Source organism: Sulfidibacter corallicola (assembly GCF_017498545.1).
In the GTDB taxonomy this organism is placed as follows: domain Bacteria; phylum Acidobacteriota; class Holophagae; order Acanthopleuribacterales; family Acanthopleuribacteraceae; genus Sulfidibacter; species Sulfidibacter corallicola.
Window position 1 is genome coordinate 5333431 of sequence record NZ_CP071793.1, and the last position, 17362, is coordinate 5350792.

General features: G+C 56.8%; 9 protein-coding genes and 4 tRNA genes. 6 read left to right on the top strand and 7 right to left on the bottom strand.

The window, feature by feature from the left end; genetic code table 11:
* Positions 1 to 77: 77 nt before the first annotated feature.
* From J3U87_RS16035 to J3U87_RS16050, 4 genes are all read right to left on the bottom strand, one after another.
* The gene (locus J3U87_RS16035) at positions 78 to 974 is read right to left on the bottom strand and encodes a phosphoribosylaminoimidazolesuccinocarboxamide synthase (RefSeq protein WP_237384067.1); all 897 of its coding nucleotides are present in this window, start codon (positions 972 to 974) and stop codon (positions 78 to 80) included.
* Between the two features lie 35 nt (positions 975 to 1009).
* Positions 1010 to 1085, bottom strand: a tRNA-Phe gene (locus tag J3U87_RS16040).
* A gap of 378 nt (positions 1086 to 1463) precedes the next feature.
* A complete protein-coding gene (recA, locus tag J3U87_RS16045) occupies positions 1464 to 2507 on the bottom strand; it encodes a recombinase RecA (RefSeq protein WP_237384068.1) in 1044 nt (347 codons plus the stop codon).
* A gap of 452 nt (positions 2508 to 2959) precedes the next feature.
* Positions 2960 to 5998, bottom strand: coding sequence for a tetratricopeptide repeat protein (locus J3U87_RS16050; RefSeq protein ID WP_237384069.1), 3039 nt, complete (start codon positions 5996 to 5998; stop codon positions 2960 to 2962).
* 484 nt (positions 5999 to 6482) lie between these two features.
* Between J3U87_RS16050 and fusA the strand changes: the two genes are divergently transcribed.
* The 5 genes from fusA to J3U87_RS16075 all read left to right on the top strand — a co-directional run bounded on the left by fusA (position 6483) and on the right by J3U87_RS16075 (position 10730).
* Positions 6483 to 8567, top strand: a complete 2085-nt coding sequence (gene fusA, locus J3U87_RS16055; protein ID WP_237384070.1) for an elongation factor G — start codon at positions 6483 to 6485, stop codon at positions 8565 to 8567.
* A 90-nt stretch (positions 8568 to 8657) separates the two neighbouring features.
* Positions 8658 to 9149, top strand: a complete 492-nt coding sequence (locus J3U87_RS16060) for a hypothetical protein (protein ID WP_237384071.1) — start codon at positions 8658 to 8660, stop codon at positions 9147 to 9149.
* 1056 nt (positions 9150 to 10205) lie between these two features.
* Positions 10206 to 10289: transfer RNA gene (locus tag J3U87_RS16065), tRNA-Tyr, on the top strand.
* A gap of 69 nt (positions 10290 to 10358) precedes the next feature.
* Positions 10359 to 10443, top strand: a tRNA-Ser gene (locus J3U87_RS16070).
* A 215-nt stretch (positions 10444 to 10658) separates the two neighbouring features.
* Positions 10659 to 10730: transfer RNA gene (locus J3U87_RS16075), tRNA-Gln, on the top strand.
* 352 nt (positions 10731 to 11082) lie between these two features.
* On the opposite strand, the gene J3U87_RS16080 is transcribed toward J3U87_RS16075, so the two are convergent.
* From J3U87_RS16080 to J3U87_RS16090, 3 genes are all read right to left on the bottom strand, one after another.
* On the bottom strand, positions 11083 to 12366 hold the full coding sequence (locus tag J3U87_RS16080; protein ID WP_237384072.1) for a CinA family nicotinamide mononucleotide deamidase-related protein: 1284 nt from the start codon (positions 12364 to 12366) through the stop codon (positions 11083 to 11085).
* A 195-nt stretch (positions 12367 to 12561) separates the two neighbouring features.
* The gene (rfbC, locus tag J3U87_RS16085; RefSeq protein WP_237384073.1) at positions 12562 to 13101 is read right to left on the bottom strand and encodes a dTDP-4-dehydrorhamnose 3,5-epimerase; all 540 of its coding nucleotides are present in this window, start codon (positions 13099 to 13101) and stop codon (positions 12562 to 12564) included.
* A gap of 203 nt (positions 13102 to 13304) precedes the next feature.
* Positions 13305 to 14588, bottom strand: coding sequence for a dicarboxylate/amino acid:cation symporter (locus tag J3U87_RS16090; RefSeq protein WP_237384074.1), 1284 nt, complete (start codon positions 14586 to 14588; stop codon positions 13305 to 13307).
* Between the two features lie 739 nt (positions 14589 to 15327).
* Between J3U87_RS16090 and glmS the strand changes: the two genes are divergently transcribed.
* On the top strand, positions 15328 to 17154 hold the full coding sequence (gene glmS, locus J3U87_RS16095) for a glutamine--fructose-6-phosphate transaminase (isomerizing) (protein WP_237384075.1): 1827 nt from the start codon (positions 15328 to 15330) through the stop codon (positions 17152 to 17154).
* The last annotated feature ends 208 nt before the right edge of the window (positions 17155 to 17362 follow it).

The window sequence follows — 17362 nt, forward strand, 5'->3', positions numbered from 1 at the left end:
TTCAGGTGAATCATACCAATACTGGTCTCTGAATTCAGCAGAAACCGAGGAGAAAGCGAGCGGTCTCAAAAGCCGTCTCAGACGCCTTTCAGAGATGTTCCCGTGATGGTTTCGAAGCAGGTCGAATAGCGCTCCGCCGTGCCTTGAACAATCTGCTCGGGCAACTCGGGGCCTGGCGGTGTCTTGTCCCAATCCAGCGTCTCCAGATAGTCCCGAACGAATTGCTTGTCGTAGCTGGGAGGGTTGCTGCCGGTGCGGTATTCCGGCAGTGGCCAATAACGGCTCGAATCCGGGGTCAACACCTCGTCGCCTAAAACGATCCGACCATCCACCAAGCCGAATTCGAATTTGGTATCCGCGATGACGACACCCTTCTTCAATGCGTGTTCCGCGGCACGCTGGTAAATCTCGATGCTGACTTTTCGGAGCGCTTCGGCGTGTTCGGCGCCGATCATGTCGATCATTTTCGAGAAGGGAATGTTCTCGTCGTGCCCGTCCGTCGCTTTGATCGCGGGCGTGAAAATCGGTTCGGGGAGCTTCTGGGCTTGGGCCAAACCACTGGGTAGGGGAATTCCACATACGGAACCGCTTTCCTGGTATTCGCGCCAGCCGCTGCCAACCAGGTAACCGCGCACGACGCATTCCACCGGAAACATCTCGAGCTTCTTCACGATCATGAAACGGCCGCGAAGGAAAGGTGCCTGCTCTCGCAATTCCGAAGGCAGGTCGTCGAAATCGGCCGAGATCAAGTGGTGCGGTACGATGTCCTGCAAGTGCCCGAACCAAAACTTGGATAGCTGGGTGAGGACTTTGCCCTTGTTGGGAATGCCGGTTGGCATGATCACGTCGAAGGCCGATATGCGGTCGCTGGCTACGAAAAGGAGGTGTTCGCCTAAATCGAAAATTTCCCTGACTTTTCCACTGGCAACCTTTTGAACACCTGGGAGCGCGACCTCGGTTACCGTGTTTGACATAGTAGGGATACCGGCTTTATCGTGAAGATAAGGGGTGGTGGCCTGAGACGGAATCGAACCGCCGACACGAGGATTTTCAATCCTCTGCTCTACCGACTGAGCTATCAGGCCAACGCCGCAAAAGGTATCAAACGGCGAGGTGTCCGGTCAAGCACTAAAAGCAAAAGATTTTGCTTTTTTTGATTCCAGCCTTGGGTTGCCCTTTCAAGATACTGTATTTAATAAAGTTGTATTGCTTCGTTTGATGAGTGGTCCTGTGAGGGAAAAGGGATTGTGAGGCCCGGATGAGCGGTGGCCGAGGTCGATGATTTGTGGGGCATCTATCGCACGCTGTTCAATCGGCGAGTGGAAAACAAAAAAAGCCGGCGCCCTCGAATCGGGGGCCGGCTTTTCTATCGAAGCATGAACGGATAACGTAGCTCCGCTCGCAGCGAGGACCCGGTCGCGTGAGGGGGACACGAGTCTCCTATGACGCTGTGAGCGAGGTGATCAGGCGCCGCTGGGCTGGGGCTGATCTTCCTCCGCTTTGGTCACTTCGGGCAGGAGTTCGGCGCGAATCTTGGCCTCGATTTCGGCGGCCATTTCGGGGTTGTCGCGCAGGAACTGTTTGGCGTTCTCGCGACCCTGCCCCAGGCGATTGCCGCTGTAGGAGTACCAGGCGCCGCTTTTGTCGATGAACCCCGAGTTGACACCCAGATCGAGGACTTCGCCCATCTTGGAAATGCCCTCACCGTAGAGAATCTCGAACTCCGCCTGATGGAACGGAGGAGCGACCTTGTTTTTCACGATCTTCACGCGGGTACGGTTGCCGATGACCTCTTCGCCGTTCTTGATGCTGGCGATGCGGCGAATGTCCATGCGTACCGAGGAATAGAATTTCAGGGCGTTTCCGCCGGTGGTCGTTTCCGGGTTTCCGAACATGACGCCGATCTTCATGCGGATCTGGTTGATGAAAATCAGGCAGGTGTGCGAGCGGGAAACGACCGCGGTGAGCTTGCGCAGGGCTTGGGACATCAGGCGCGCCTGGAGACCCATGTGGCTGTCACCCATTTCGCCTTCGAGTTCGGCCTTGGGCACCAGAGCCGCGACCGAGTCGATGACGATGATGTCGACCGCTCCGCTTCGAACCAGGACTTCGGCGATTTCCAAGGCCTGTTCACCCGAATCGGGTTGACTCACCAACATGTTTTCCACGTCTACGCCCAGTTTTTGGGCATATTCGGGGTCCAGTGCGTGTTCGGCGTCGATGAACGCGGCGGTGCCGCCACGACGTTGTGCTTCGGCCACGATGTGCAGCGTCAACGTGGTTTTACCGGAGCTTTCCGGTCCGTAGATCTCGACAATTCGCCCGTAGGGTACGCCCCCCGCACCCAGAGCTGCGTCAAGTGCAATCGAGCCCGTCGAAATAACCGGGATCTTTTTGATTTCGCGCTCGCCCAGACGCTGAATGGAGCCCTTTCCGAAGGCCTTTTCGATTTGTCCCATGGCGAGCTCGAGCGCTCGCTGTTTTTGAGCGATGTTTTTTTGTGTCATAACGGCTTCCTTTGCTTAGCAACAATTCCAAAACGTTCCAGGTGGGCCCCAGGAGGGAAGAACACGGACGGAGACGGCTGTTGGAGACAGGTGGTATTGTACCTAAAATGAGCGAGCCACAACTGGGATCTTTGCCAAACTTTTGGTTCTCGGGCATTCGACAAACGACGACCGTTCGGTGAAAGGCTCGGCACCGCGAACGAGGCGATCGGGTAAGCCGTTTCAGGTCAAAACCTTGGTGGAACGCTGCGGCTCGTGCGATTCTCAATGGGAAAGCCTCGGCCCTGCGTGGGACCTGATTCCTGGAAAAAACTCGATGTGATGGGGCGCTGTCGACCCCGTCGTGTCCAGGGCTCGTCGCACTCATCCATGAGAAATCGATGAAGTCGCGGCGAACGCGGCATCAAGCCCTATTGCATTGACGATCGGCAACGCCGCCTCGTCGGTGGTCCTCACACGAGTGCTTCGATGCGGGACTCCAGATCGCGGTAATTGGACTCGACTTCCTTGATTTTCATGAAAAGGGCCAGGGCCTTTTCCAGCTCGCCCAGTCCCTGATAGGCAAGGGCGCATTCGTACTCCAATGCGATGCGCTCCTCGTCCGTGAGGCTATTGGCGGTGATGGCGTGCTCGAAGTGTTCGATGGAGTCTTCCGTGCGGCCCAGCTCGATGAGGCAGTTGCCGATGAGCGTCGCGCATTCGAGATAGCGACCGCGATCTTTTTCAGCTCGTCGGAATTCGTTGATCGCCTCTTCCAGCAATCCCATTTCCTTGTAGGCGATGCCCAGATCGTAATGGGTTTCGAAGTCGTCTTCGCTGATCTGTTCGTCGACCCCTTTCTTGAATTCCTCGAACAGCTCCTCCACGCTCTGAATCTCTTCCTGGCCGGTTTTGTCGTTGATTTCGCCGGAATCGTCGAACAGCTCTTCGCTGAGTTCCGCCGCCAGATCGAAAAATCCGGTGTCCTTGTCCAGGAGATTGTGGGTAGGCGCCTCGCTGGTGGTGCTCGTTTTCGAAATGGCGAGACCGTGGCTGCCGTCGCGGCTGGTGTGGGCCGCCACTTCCTGCATGCGTTCCATGATGAGCGGATGGTCGCCGAACCTATTGTGCGCTTCCTTCAGCAGGTTGCTGGCGTCCTCGAAGGCCTCGACCGAAATGAAGAAATCGATCTCTTCCAGTTCGCTGGCCAGGGAACGATCCTGCGATTCGAGAGGGGCATGGGCGTTTTCGACCGCTGGTGCAGGTGCAGGCGCCGGTTCGGGCTCGGGCTCCGGTTCCTCGATCAGTTCGGCCTCGGGGATGATTTCCGAATCGTCCAACAGGGACGCTTCCTCGAGGGCGCTTTCGTCCAACAGTGACGCTTCCTCGAGGGCGCTTTCGTCCAAGAGGTCCGCTTCTTCGAGATCTTCGCTCTGTTCCAGTTGATCGATGTCCGTAATGCCGGTGACCTGATCCTGGAAATGGATGTCGTCTTCGCTGATGCTGCCCGCGGGAGTGAAGGCCGGTTCCTGATCGGCGTCGTCCTGGGGCGGGAAATCGAACGAGCTGATGTTGTCCATGGTGATATCACCGGGCTGTTCGACTTGGGTTGCGTACATTTCCGCGAGATCCTGGGCTTTGGGACCGTCGTCGGCACTGCCTGGCATGTCCAGGGCCCAGCCATCGGCGGCGCCCACCGGCTCGGGTTGGTTCTCCGGCGAGGTGGACAGTTCGCGGAAGTCCACCACGTCGGGCTCTTCCTCGTTCTGAAAATCGAGACCGCGTGACTCCTGGTAGGAGCCGCTGGAAGAAAAGTCCAGCGAGTATTGGGACATGCTTTGATCGCGTTCTTCGCGTTCCTGTGCATCCTGCTGGTACAGCAAAGATTCGATGCGACCCTTGTGGATGCGGGCGATATCCGGGCGTGCCGCTTCGAGTTCCTTCACCTGATCCAGGGCGTCGTGGTACTCCTTGGACTCGATGTAGCCGTTGATCAGGCCGACGGTGCACTGGATGACATTGTCGGTCTCGTTGCGCTCCTGGTAGATCTGCTTGAGCTTGGTGTTCGCCGCAATGTTGAACGGCTCGATTTCCTTGACTTCGTTCAGGTGGGAGAGCGCCTGATCCATGATGCCGTACTTCATGAACACTTCGGCTTCGGTCAGGTGGTTCTGGATGCGGGTTTGGGTGTCGCTGGGCTCCAGGCTCAGGTCGTCGCCCTCCTGCATGAAATCTTCCGCAGGATCGGCCTCCATGGATATCCCGGTTTCGGATGTCAGATGGAAGCTGTTGTCGGCCGACGATATGTCCACCGGCTGGGGGACCTCTTCCGCCTGAGGCAGACCGCCGCTTTCGAGCGATTCCAGTCTTGCGCGCCATTCGAGGTTGTTGGGATCCAACCGCAGCAGGTCGTGGATTTTGCTTTTCGCCGCCTCGGTTTCGCCCTTGTTGGTCAGTGCGGCGATCATCTTTTCGATGGTCAGGATGGCGTTGGCCATCTGGTCGTTCTGTTCGTAGATCTGGACCAGCGTCTCCAGCGAGAGCAGGTGGTTTTCGTCCGCATACAAAATGTTGCGGAAAAGCCGCACGGATTCGTCCACATCGCCTTTTTTCAAGAAGACTTCGCTGATGGGGACCAGGCAACCGTGCGCTTCGTCAAGCTCGCCGGCCTCGATGAACTTGCGGGCGACCTCCTCGAGGAGATGGGTTTCGGTCTCTTCGATGTGAAGTGCACGGAGATAGCAGGCTCGAGCCTCGCGTAATTGGTCGCGATCCATATAGGTCTGGCCCAGAATTTTGATCGCTTCCAGGTTGCGGTCGTTCTTGCGGCAGGTTTCGGTGAGCTGGTGCAGGGCCTCTTCGGCCTTGCCTTCGGCCAGGTGCACCCGCGCCATCAAAATCTGCAGCTCCGGGCTGTCCGGCGCCATTTTCAAACCCTGGGAGACCATCTTTTGGGCTTCGTGGATCAAGTTTTTCTGTAGTAGCTCCTTGCCCATGGAGCAAAAATGCTGTGACGCCTCGTCGCGGCGGCCTTCGCGAACCAGGATTTCCGATATTTTCAGCCGCGAATCCAGATTGTTGGGGTCGATCTCCAACATCTTTTCGTAACAGGTCAGCGCTCGAGAAAACAGGTTCTCCGAATAATAATGTTCCGCCATGCGGCGCAGCTCGCCTTTGGCTTCACTCTGGTGGCCTTGCTGCAGGTAGAGTTCGACGAGGTGGTCGCGCGCATCGAGGTGGCCAGGATCGATGCGCAGTATCTTCTTGTAGACGGCGATGGCCTTGAGGTTGAACCCACTCTTTTTATAGGAATCGGCCACCTTGAAAAAATAGGAGATGGCATTGCTCGAATTGTTCGTCTTACTGTAGAGATCCCCAATCTTGTTGAGCAGGTTCGTATCACCAGGCGAGACTTTGGCTACTTTGAGTAGCTCGTTCAGCGCCTTGTTGTAGTTCTGTTTGGCGATGTGTTTGTCGGCAGTGGCCAACGCTTTCGCTTTGTTAAAAGCCATTTTTACTCTTTCACAGCACTAAAAAGTTGAGATGTCGAACACGCCGTTTTGCACAAAGAGAGTGCCCTCACGATACCATGTCGGCTTTTTTGGGGTCAATTTAAAACACAAAAACGCGAGGCCCACTTGACGGTTGGTACACAAGTGTTTTTCCCAATTCTGGAACCGTTGATTTGCGGGATGGTTCACGGCTTTGAGCCTCGAATCGTCGCTCTCGTGATGACCCTCCTTCAGGCGTGGCGTGGATGCGAATCGAAATCGGTGTGACGATCGACATCTTCCGCAATCGGCTCGCTTGTTGCGGCCGCTCTCATTTTATAGTACACTGCAGCGTTTGTGGAGTCTCCGGGGACCGGCCCCGAGGCCATTTTTTTACCAGTCGGCTGCCCGAGACTGATGATTTTTAACCCACACTACAGCCGACCCCGGAGTCATGCAACTCCATCAACTCAAAATCTTTGGTAAACAAAAGGAAAGAAGCGCCATGAGCGAAATTGCAACCACCAGAAATATCGGCATTTCCGCGCACATTGACAGCGGTAAAACCACTCTGACCGAACGGATCCTCTATTACGCGGGCAAGATCCACAAAATCGAGGAAGTCAGAGGTGGGGGCAGCGGGGCCACCATGGACCACATGGAGTTGGAAAAGGAACGCGGAATCACCATCACCTCCGCCGCGACTACCGTCCATTGGAAGGAAAACAAGATCAACATCATCGATACTCCGGGTCACGTCGACTTCACCGTCGAGGTCGAGCGTTCCCTGCGTGTACTGGATGGTGCCATCCTGGTCTTGTGCTCCGTTGCGGGTGTCCAGTCCCAGTCTATCACCGTCGACCGTCAGATGAAGCGCTATCGCGTACCTCGTTTGGTTTTCATCAACAAGATGGACCGGACCGGTGCTGATCCCTTCAAGGGTGTGCGCGAGTTGAAAGAAAAACTCGGCCTCCATCCGGTATTGATGCAATTGCCGATCGGCGCGGAAGAGAACTTCAACGGTGTCATCGATTTGATCACCATGAAGGCCTACTATAACGACGGCGATCAGGGTCAGACCGTGCGCGAAGAAGAAATCCCCGCCGAGTTGGTCGAGAAGGCCCAAGAGCAGCGCGAAGAGATGCTCGAAGAACTCTCCCACTTCAGCGACGATTTGATGGAGAAGGTGCTCGAGGGCGAGGACGTACCCGAGGATCTGATCCACGACACGGTGACTCATGGCGTGCGTTCCCTTCAAATGGTTCCGGTCTACATGGGCAGCGCCTTCAAGAACAAGGGCGTTCAGAAGCTGCTGGATGCGGTCAACCGCTACCTGCCTTCTCCCGATGAGGCGGAGCCCCAGCGCGCTACCGACCTGGACAGCGACACCGAAGTGGCGCTCGAGCCGGATCCCAGCAAGCCGCTGGTCGCCATGGCCTTCAAGATTACCGACGAACAGTTCGGCCAGGTTACCTACACCCGGATCTACCAAGGCGTTCTGCGTAAGGGTGAAACGATCTACAACACCCGTACCGGCAAGAAGCTCCGCGTCGGCCGTCTGGTTCGCATGCACTCCGACGACAAGGTGAACATCGATGAAGCCGGCGCCGGCGACATCATCGCCATGGTCGGTGTGGACTGTGCTTCCGGTGACACCTTCTGTCAGGAGCCCTTGAACTACGCTTGTGAATCGATCTACGTTCCCGAGCCCGTGATCTCGTTGGCCATCAAGGCTGTCGACAACAACGCCGCGACCAAGATGGGCAAGGCGCTCAACCGCTTCATGAAAGAGGACCCCACCTTCCGCGTCCGTTACGACGAAGAGTCCAACGAAACTCTGATCGCCGGTATGGGCGAGCTTCACCTGGAAGTGTACGTCGAGCGCATCAAGCGTGAGTACAAGGCCGAGGTCGAAGTTGGTGCGCCGCAGGTCAACTACCGCGAAACGATTCGCAAGGAAGCGGCCTACGACTACACCCACAAGAAACAGACGGGTGGTTCCGGTCAGTACGGTTGCGTCGTCGGCAACATCTATCCGATGCCCGCCGATTCGGAAGAGAACTTCGAGTTCAAGAACAACATCAAGGGTGGCAACATCCCCAGCGAATACATTCCCGCCTGTCAAAAAGGCTTCAACGATGTCATGGATGAAGGGCCTTTGGCCGGTTACCCGATGGTCAACATCGGCGTCAATCTGAACGACGGTAAGTACCACGACGTGGACTCCTCGGAAACCGCGTTCCGGTCCGCTTCCCGTCAGGCCATGAAGCAGGCCATCTCCAAGGCGGACCCCGTTCTGCTGGAGCCGATCATGAAGGTCGAAGTGGAAACGCCTCAGGAATTCCAGGGTAACGTGGTGGGCAGCTTGTCTTCCCGTCGCGGCATCATCGCCGGTATCGACACCCAGCCCGATGGCACCTGTATCCTGATGTCTTCCGTTCCCCTTTCCGAAATGTTCGGCTACTCCACCGAGTTGCGCTCCCTGACCCAGGGTAAGGCGTCCTTCACGATGGAGTTCGAAAAATACGAGCCCGCTCCTCCCAATATCGAGAAAAAGGTAATCGAAGAGCGTGCCGATCGCAAAAAATAATCGTTTGTGAGATTCACAAGCTATTAATAATGAAGGGAGCTCGCAAGGGCTCCCTTTTTTGGTTTCTATTTAATAAGGAACAGGGAGGACATGATGAAGGACGCGGCGCGATTGGCGGGCTTTTTTGGGGCGCATGCCATTTGGTCGGTGCATGAAGGTGGCGCTTTGTTTCCCACGCTGGCCTATGCCGATTCGGCGGGAAAGATGGGGACGGAGACTCTGGAAGAGGAAGACGAAGAAAAGGCGGTTCGCCGGGGGCGGACCAAGCTGGCGAACGGTGCCGAGGGCATAGCCCGCGCCGTTCTGGTTTACGACGGCACCATCGATCTCGATGGAGAGAAAACGGATGCGCTGTTTCTGGAGGCCCGCACCTACGGTGAGGATGCGGTCGCGTTCATGATGGCCGTCCCTTATCGCCGTGCCGAAGCGCCTGGCGGTTTTGCGGTCTTTCGCCCCAAGTTTCTCGCCATCGAGGGCATCGAGGAAAAAGACCTCGGCATGCTGAGCCACGCATTTTTCGAAGGTGTGGAAAACCACGACGACGGCTCCGTGGTTTGGCGGGCCTACAGCAAAACCGATTGAATTAACCCGTAGAATATCGGCTAGATCTAGATGCGATCGAGATAATATTTTCTCGATTTCTCAGGTCCAGTTCACTCACGACGATGCGATGTCCGCGTCGTCGTGACTTTTTCTTTTTTCAAGGAAGGCCTGATATTAGCTTGTTTGATAAATGTGTAAACTGTTTATAATAATAAAGTTATGCTGAGTGTAGTTGTTTTTGTCGTGGTAAGGCCAGGCCAGGTTCCGTAGAAGTATGGGACCGAAAGAGCCATTGGGGACACCACTTTGAAAAAGTGGCACGACAATCGCTCTTGGTTCTTTCCGTCGCCGGTATGGTACGGCGGCGTTCGGTGAGGCTTAGCCGACCGATGCTTTTTTTGTTTACGTGTTATCTGTATCATAGACCGAATGAAGAGTTCCGGAGATCGATCGCCATTGGGCGAGGGGATCTCTCATATAAGGGGGAACGACATGAAATCAGCAAACGCGATGTATGGGCACGGAATAAACCTGTTTCTGCAGTCCATCAGTCAGTCTCGTTCCCTCGCATATCATCATCGCTCGAGTCGCCTTTGAGCTTCGAGTCTTGAATAAAACGGCGCGGTGAACAGACGACTGGATCGCAAGGGCCTTCGAAAAAGAAGGTTCCTGTGAAGCATGTGCAAGCCAATTCATCTAGATCGATCATTTGGCATTCCGCCTCGAATGATGTGTGTAGATGGCTTGGTGCGCAAGGTCGATTGTTCTTTGGCGGTCGCCCGCAATTTTGCGGCGAGCGCGTGAATGCCCTCGGTTGAAACTGGCGGACCCGTCAGGGGTGACGACCGGGCTTTGGCATTCATAAGATATTTGCCGACGCTGAATGAGGCTTATCGTCAAGGGACGTCATTGCGCGAGCGAGATGACTTCGTGGTCCATCCGGTTTTCTGTTTGCCGGCATCGGTGTGCTCGATACGCCGCGGACCGTGGGTGCAATCATTCCGATTGCGCCCACGGTCGGAAACGCCGTAGAGCCGGATTTTTGCCCCCTATTCCGCACGAGAGTTCTTTCGAGGGAGCGGGCTCGTGCGTCCCGGGAGTGTGTGCCTAGTGGCGATGGCAATGGGCTGTAAACCCATGACGTGAGAAACACCGTAGGTTCGACTCCTACCACTCCCATTTATTCGCGGACTCGGTGGTGAACGATCTCGATCGTTCGCGAAGCTGGATTCGTCGAAGGTTTCTTCTGGAAGGTTGGCCGAGCGGCAAGGCACTCGGATGCTACCCGAGAGTACGGCATGGTCCGTCGCAGGTTCGACCCCTGCACCTTCCTCTTTCGAAAACCCGACCCGAAAGGAATCGGGACTTTGCCAAAAGGAGGTGATCCGTGATTTGTAAGGTTTTTTTGAGACTCCTGAGGTTTCAAATTCGAGGTTGAGGATCCACTACTGATTCGAGACTTCGATGACTAAAACCGATCCGCGGCTGCGGTGTCTCACCGGAGCCGCGGATTCACACTTTGAGGTGGAGGCGTCATGAAGAGACCTCAGCCAGGTGGTCCAACGGCAGGATACAGGCCTCTGAAGCCTTGTGGTGTAGGTTCGAATCCTACTCTGGCTTTTCAGGATAAGCTGTTATGAATAATGATGTTTTGTGGGTTTCCGATCGGTGTGTCGCGAGGTTCGCTCATCACCGGCGCGAGGTGGCTCGTCAAAAACGTCAATCTGGGGCTTGGGGGATCGAGGCGCCATGGTGTAATATGTGATTTCGCGATTCGCCGAATCGGCGGGTTCCAAATATGGAGGGTACCGACAAGGCGTCAAAGCGGACTCGAAATCCGTGGGCGGTCTAAAGCCGCGAGGTTCGATTCCTCTACCCTCCGCTCTTACAAAAAAGCCTTCGCTGGAAACGGCGAAGGCTTTTTTTGTTTGAAGCAATCCGCGCGGCATATCGTTCGATGCCGAAGTGAGGACTATCGATCCTCGCTGCGGGTCACTTTGGCGTAATCGTAGCTGGGATAGACCGGCTTACCGAGCAGGTGACGGCGCAGCATATCCAGGGCGATCGTGGTCGCACCCAGTCTGATTTTGGCGCGGCCCCAATTTGGTAATGCCATGACACAGGCATGATGGCCCTGAGGATGTGCCAATGCGAAGGCGACGGTGCCGACGGGTTTGCTATCCGTGCCGCCGTCGGGTCCCGCGATACCCGAAATGGCGACCGCGTGACTGGTACCAGCGTGTTTTTGGGCGCCGAGCGCCATTTCGCGCGCGACTTCCAGCGAAACCGCGCCGTGGGATTCGATCAGTGCGTTGGGGACCCCGATCATATCGACTTTCGAGGCGTTGGTGTAGGTCACGTAGCCGCGATGAAAATAGGCCGAGCTGCCTGGGACCTCGACGAGCGAAGCGGCCACCATGCCGCCCGTGCAGGATTCGGCTAAGGCAAGGCTGAGCCCACGATCGATCATGGCCTCCTGGATACAGCCGGCAAGGGATTGGTCGTCCTCGAAAAGCAGGTTGGCGCCAAGCACCCCGCGCATGCCCTCGGCGACCTGGTCCACGCGCGCTCGTGTCTCGTCGCCGAATCCCATGATCTTGATTTCGGTGTAGGGGAAATGGGCCCTGAATCCCAAGCGCGTTCCCTCGGGAAGGGGAATCTCGGCGACGAGATCGTTGATCCGCGATTCGCCAAGACCGAAACAGGTCATTTTCTTGATGAACGCGGACGGCGGAAGATCGGCATGGGCGCGAAGGTGCGGCATGACTTCGTCGCGCATCATTTTGCGCATTTCGTTGGGCGGCCCTGGCGTGAAGTAGAGCCAGGCACGGTGCAGTCGAATGACGAAACCACAGGCCGTTCCACGAGGGTTGTCGAGCATGGTCGCCGAACGCGGCAGCATGGCCTGTTTCAGGTTTCGCGCCGTCAGCTCGCGGCCGGATCGGGTGAACTTGTGCCTCAGCGCTTCGACCCACTCGGAAAACTCCACGAGGGGTTCGCCAAGCGCCCGTGCCGCGGCCTGTGCCGAGAAATCGTCGTCGGTGGGGCCCAGCCCGCCGTTGACGATGATGAGATCCGCTTCCCGTGCCCGTTGATCCATGACCTCGGTCAGTTCTTCGAGCCGATCGCCGATGGTGTAGCATCTGGCTGTTTCCAAGCCCTGATCGCTCAGGATTTGACTGATCCAGGCCGCATTGCTGTCTACGATTTGGCCCGACAGGACTTCCTCTCCGGTAGTCATGATTTCTACGCGCATCGATTCCTCCTCGGCGGCTGAACGCGAATCATCGTTCAAGGAAAAACATTCCCTCATCGAATGGTCGCGGTAGCGTGGACCGTCGCACTTGGAGAAATGCCGAATCCGAAATCTGAATCCGGCTTCTTGTGCCAGGTCCGGCCTAAAGTTTGGCTCTTGGCCCGTTCGCGGGCGAGTGAAAGGGTTCTTTGGCGATCAATCCAAGCGCAAATTCTTGAATTCGGGGTGCTTCAAGTCCTTGTCACTCAAAATGGGTGAATCCGGATTGGGCCAGTTGAGTCCCAACTGTGGATCGGACCAAAGCACGCCGCGCTCGTCTTCCGGCGACCAGAAATCGGAGCACTTGTAGATGACTTCGGCGGTTTCACTGACAACCTGGAACCCGTGCGCAAATCCGACCGGAATGTAGAACTGGTGCTGATTGGCACACGTGAGCGTGGCGCATACGCTCTTGCCGTAGGTCGGCGAGTTGGGGCGAATGTCGACGGCCACATCCCAGATTTCCCCCTGGATCACGCGAACCAGTTTGGCTTGCCAACGATTGACCTGATAGTGCAGGCCGCGCAAGGTGTGTTTCACCGATTTCGAATGATTATCCTGAACGAAATCGCTGATGATTCCCAGCTCCTCGAAAACCCGCTTGTTGTAGGCCTCCATGAAGAAGCCGCGGTGGTCTCTGAAAACCTTGGGTTTGAGCAGAAGAGGACCTTCGATGTCGTATTTCTCGATTTCCATGGGAGCCTCGTATCGCAAGTATTTGGTGGCTGGATCCGGACCGCCCGTCGCTTGCGGGCAGGCCGTCGAGGGGTAAAAGCCAGCGCCATTATAGCCGAAAAAGGTAGGGCCGGTTTCCGCTTCCGAAGATGGCTCCGAGGCCCCTGGGCAAGGGGCTGTAACCAGGGTGGTTGGCAAGGGAGAACCGGCGACCGCCACGGACTTCAATTGGTGACTTCGCCCTCCGAGTGGGCGATGATGACCGTGCCCACCGAATCGCTGAACACGTTCGTGGCGGTTCGGAACATGTCGAGCGGACGATCGACCGCCAACATGGTTCCCACGATGACGCCCACCTGATCTCCGGTCAAACCGACCGCCTCCAGCACGATGAAGATCATGACCAGACCCGCCGAGGGAATACCGGCGGCGCCGATCGAGGCCAGCAGGGCGGTGACCACGACCAGCATTTGTTGGCCGAAGCTGAGATCGACGCCCATTACCTGGGCGATGAAGAGAACCCCAGCGCATTCGTAGAGGGCGGTTCCGTCCATGTTCACCGTCGCGCCCAGTGGCAGGACGAAACTGCTCACCCTGTTGGAAACGCCCGCGTTTTCTTCGACACATTCCATGGTGATTGGCAGAGTCGCGGAACTGGAGCTGGTGGAGAAGGCGGTCAACAAGGCGTTGGTCATGTGGCGGAACTGGTTCAACGGGCTCTTCTTGGTCAGGAGCCACAGGAGCAGCGGTAATACGATGAACATGTGGATGGTCAATCCCGTCGCGATGGTGACCATGTATTTGGCGATCGCGTAGAAAAGGCTGGGATCTTCGATGCGGTATACGGCCCGGAAGACGAGACCGCAGACACCGTAGGGGGCGAGGCTGATGATGGCCCCTGTCATTTTCATCATGATCTGGAAAACCGAATCCACGATATTCAGGATGCGATCGCGGTGGTCTTCCTGCATATGGGTCAAGGTGATACCGAACAGGATGCAAAAGAAGATGATTCCCAACATGTCCATCTCGGCCAGGGCTTGGACCGGGTTTTCCGGGATCATCCGGAACAGGATTTCCAGCGGAGAGCCGGGTTTCTGCAGATCGTCGGGAGAAAAGACGGGCCCCGCCTCGGTGTTCATCGTGACACCTTGGCCAGGCGCGATCAAATTGCTGAGCAACAGGCCGCCGGTGATCGCCAGCAGGCTGGTCAGGGTGTAGAACAGAAAGGTTTTGAGGCCCATGCGACCTAAATTTTTGCCGTCACCAATACTGGCGACACCTACGATGATCGACGATCCGACCAGCGGCACGATGACCATTCTAAGCAGGCTGATAAAGAGCCGCCCGGCACCTTCCAGGATACCGACCACCATGGCCACCGTGCCGGAATCGCGTGCGGTCTCACTGAGGCCGAAGCGAAGCAGCACGCCCACGATGAGGCCGATGACCATCGCAATGAAGATTTGCCAATGGAGTGCGAGTTTGCCTGGGGAAGATTGGCTCATGGATAACTCTCCGTTATAAAAATGAAAATCACAGAATGGCGTGATGGATGGGTGAAGACTTGGGTGGCGAAGTGGTGGCTTCTGGATGGGAAGGCTCGAAATCCGGCGAGCCGTCCCTGATTGTCAACCGTGTAGTTCTTGAATCATTTATGCGGAGGACCGTGGTTTTTTTGAAACGATGCCCGCCGAAGCCAAGGCCTCGTGGGCCATCCCGCGTGGGAACCCATCCACGCGAGTCGCCACCCTTGGAGGCGATGTGGGAAGCACGACTTATGCTTGGCGGAACAGCGAGGAAAAGCAGTGGATGCGGCCGGTTTGACGAGGGTGGTTCGGTGCCGAGGAGGCGGGAAACCGTGGCGGGAACCTGGCCGAGTCCGAAAAGATTGGGTAAAGGACTGAGCATAGCAGATTTGGGTGAGGATACCAACGGTGGGGACGGGCATGATGTTTGCTCAGCTCCGAATGTGTCGCGTCTGGCGACGCACGAAAATATCTTTGAAAAACGTCGTCTTTCACCTATGATCGGGGTGAAAAACAGGGGTGGTAGATGGCCGGGCCCGCTCGCATTTTTGCGTTTTGCTTTTTCTTGAAAGAGGCTCCGGTCGTTATCCGCCACCTTGAATGTGAAGGCGTTTTTCGCAGCGCCCGTGAAGGCTTGCGCCGGTTTTGCTGCGGAGGTTCCCTTCGTTCGAACGGAACACCGGCGCGCCCGCGGAACGGAAAGTGAGGGTTAGGGATTATGTGTGGCATTATTGGATATGTCGGCGGTCGTAAGGCGGCGCCCATATTGTTGAACGGGCTGAAGCGCCTGGAATATCGCGGATACGACTCTGCCGGTTTGGTCACCGTGAACAAGACCGGCGCGCGGCGCTACCGAGTCGTGGGACGCGTGCAGAACTTGGACAAACTGGTCAAAGGATTGGATCTCTCGATGCCCTGCGGCATTGCGCACACTCGCTGGGCCACACACGGAAAGCCGACCGAAGCCAACGCCCACCCCCACACGGACGATACCCAGCAGTTTTACGTGGCGCACAACGGCATTATCGAAAACCACGAAAAGTTACGCACGCAATTGGAAGCGGAAGGGGTTCATTTCCGCACCGAAACCGATACCGAAGTCATCGTGCAGTTGATCGCCAAATTTTTCGAGACCAATTTGGAAACGGCGGTCGAGGATGCCCTCAAGCATTTGGAAGGCACCTTCGGGATCGCGGCCGTCTCCAGCGCCGATCCCATGAAAATCGTTGCCGCCCGCCGCGGCAGCCCCGTCATCATCGGCGTGGGCAAGGACGAGATGTTCGTCGCCAGCGACGTTTCCGCTCTGGTCCAGTACACCGACCAGGTCATCTACATGGAAGACAACGAATTGGCGGTGTTGACCCCCGGCGAATATCAAATGCTTTCCTTCGATCACAAACCGATTCAGCGGGAAACGCTGCAAATCGATTGGAAGGTCGAGGACGAGGGTCTCAAGGGTTTTCCGCATTTCATGCTCAAGGAGATCTACGATCAACCGGAAACCGTGCGCAACGCCTGCCGCGGCCGCATGATCGTGTCCGAGGGCGTATCGGTGCTTGGTGGCCTGCAGTCCAAGATGGAAGAGATCAAAAACCTGCGCAAACTGATCATCGTGTCCTGTGGCACCAGCTACCACGCGGGTCTGATCGGACGCTACATTTTCGAAAACCTGACCGATTTGAACATCGAGGTGGAGTTGGCCTCGGAGTTCCGCTATCGCCGTCTACGCCTGGACGAAACCACCGCGGTTCTGGCCATCAGCCAGTCGGGTGAGACCATCGATACCCTGGCCGCGATTCGCGAGGCGCGCCGCAAGGGAGCCTTGACGATTGGCCTGGTCAACGTGGTCGGCTCGACCATCGCGCGGGAGACCGATTGCGGCGTCTACTGTCACGCCGGGCCCGAAATCGGGGTGGCCTCCACCAAGATCTTCGTGTCCCAATTGGTGATACTCAACCTCATGGCGCTCTTGATCGGGCGCTACCAATCGGTATCGCTCAACGAGGGCGTGGCGGTCATCAAGGCCCTGCAGAACCTGCCCGACCAGATCAGCGACATTCTGGCTCAGGCCAGCCAGCTCGAGGAACTGGCCAAGACCTACCAGAAATACCCCAATTGCCTTTTTATCGGACGCCAGATGCACACGGCGGTGGCGCTGGAAGGCGCCCTCAAGCTGAAGGAAATCTCCTACATCCACGCCGAGGGATATGCCGCGGGGGAAATGAAACACGGACCGATCTCGCTGATCGACGAGAACTTCCCGACTATCGCATTGCTCTCCAACGACGCCAGTTACGACAAGATGATCAACAATATCCAGGAAATTCGCGCCCGCAGCGGGCCGGTTTTCGCGATCACCTACACGGGTGACGCCCAGGCCGAGAAGGTGGCCGACGATATTTTCCGGGTCCCGGAGACCCACGAGCTGCTGCAACCGATCCTCTCCGTGATTCCCTTGCAGTTGTTTGCCTATTACTGCGCTCGTTTCCGCGGTACCGAAATCGACAAGCCGCGCAACCTCGCCAAGAGCGTGACGGTGGAATGAGCCGGTCCCGAATCTAAGGTTCCCGCCACGGCCGGGTCTCGAACACGCGTTTCGGGACCCGGCCGCGGTTGTTTTTGGCGCCGCCTGTTCCGACCAAGGTGGGCTCGGCTCGGACTCGCCACACGAAGCGCCGGAACGTCGGCGGCACGGTTCCCCCTTTCCGAAGCCCATTCGGGGCCCTTCCCGAAAGGTGTGGGAAGGAGGTGTT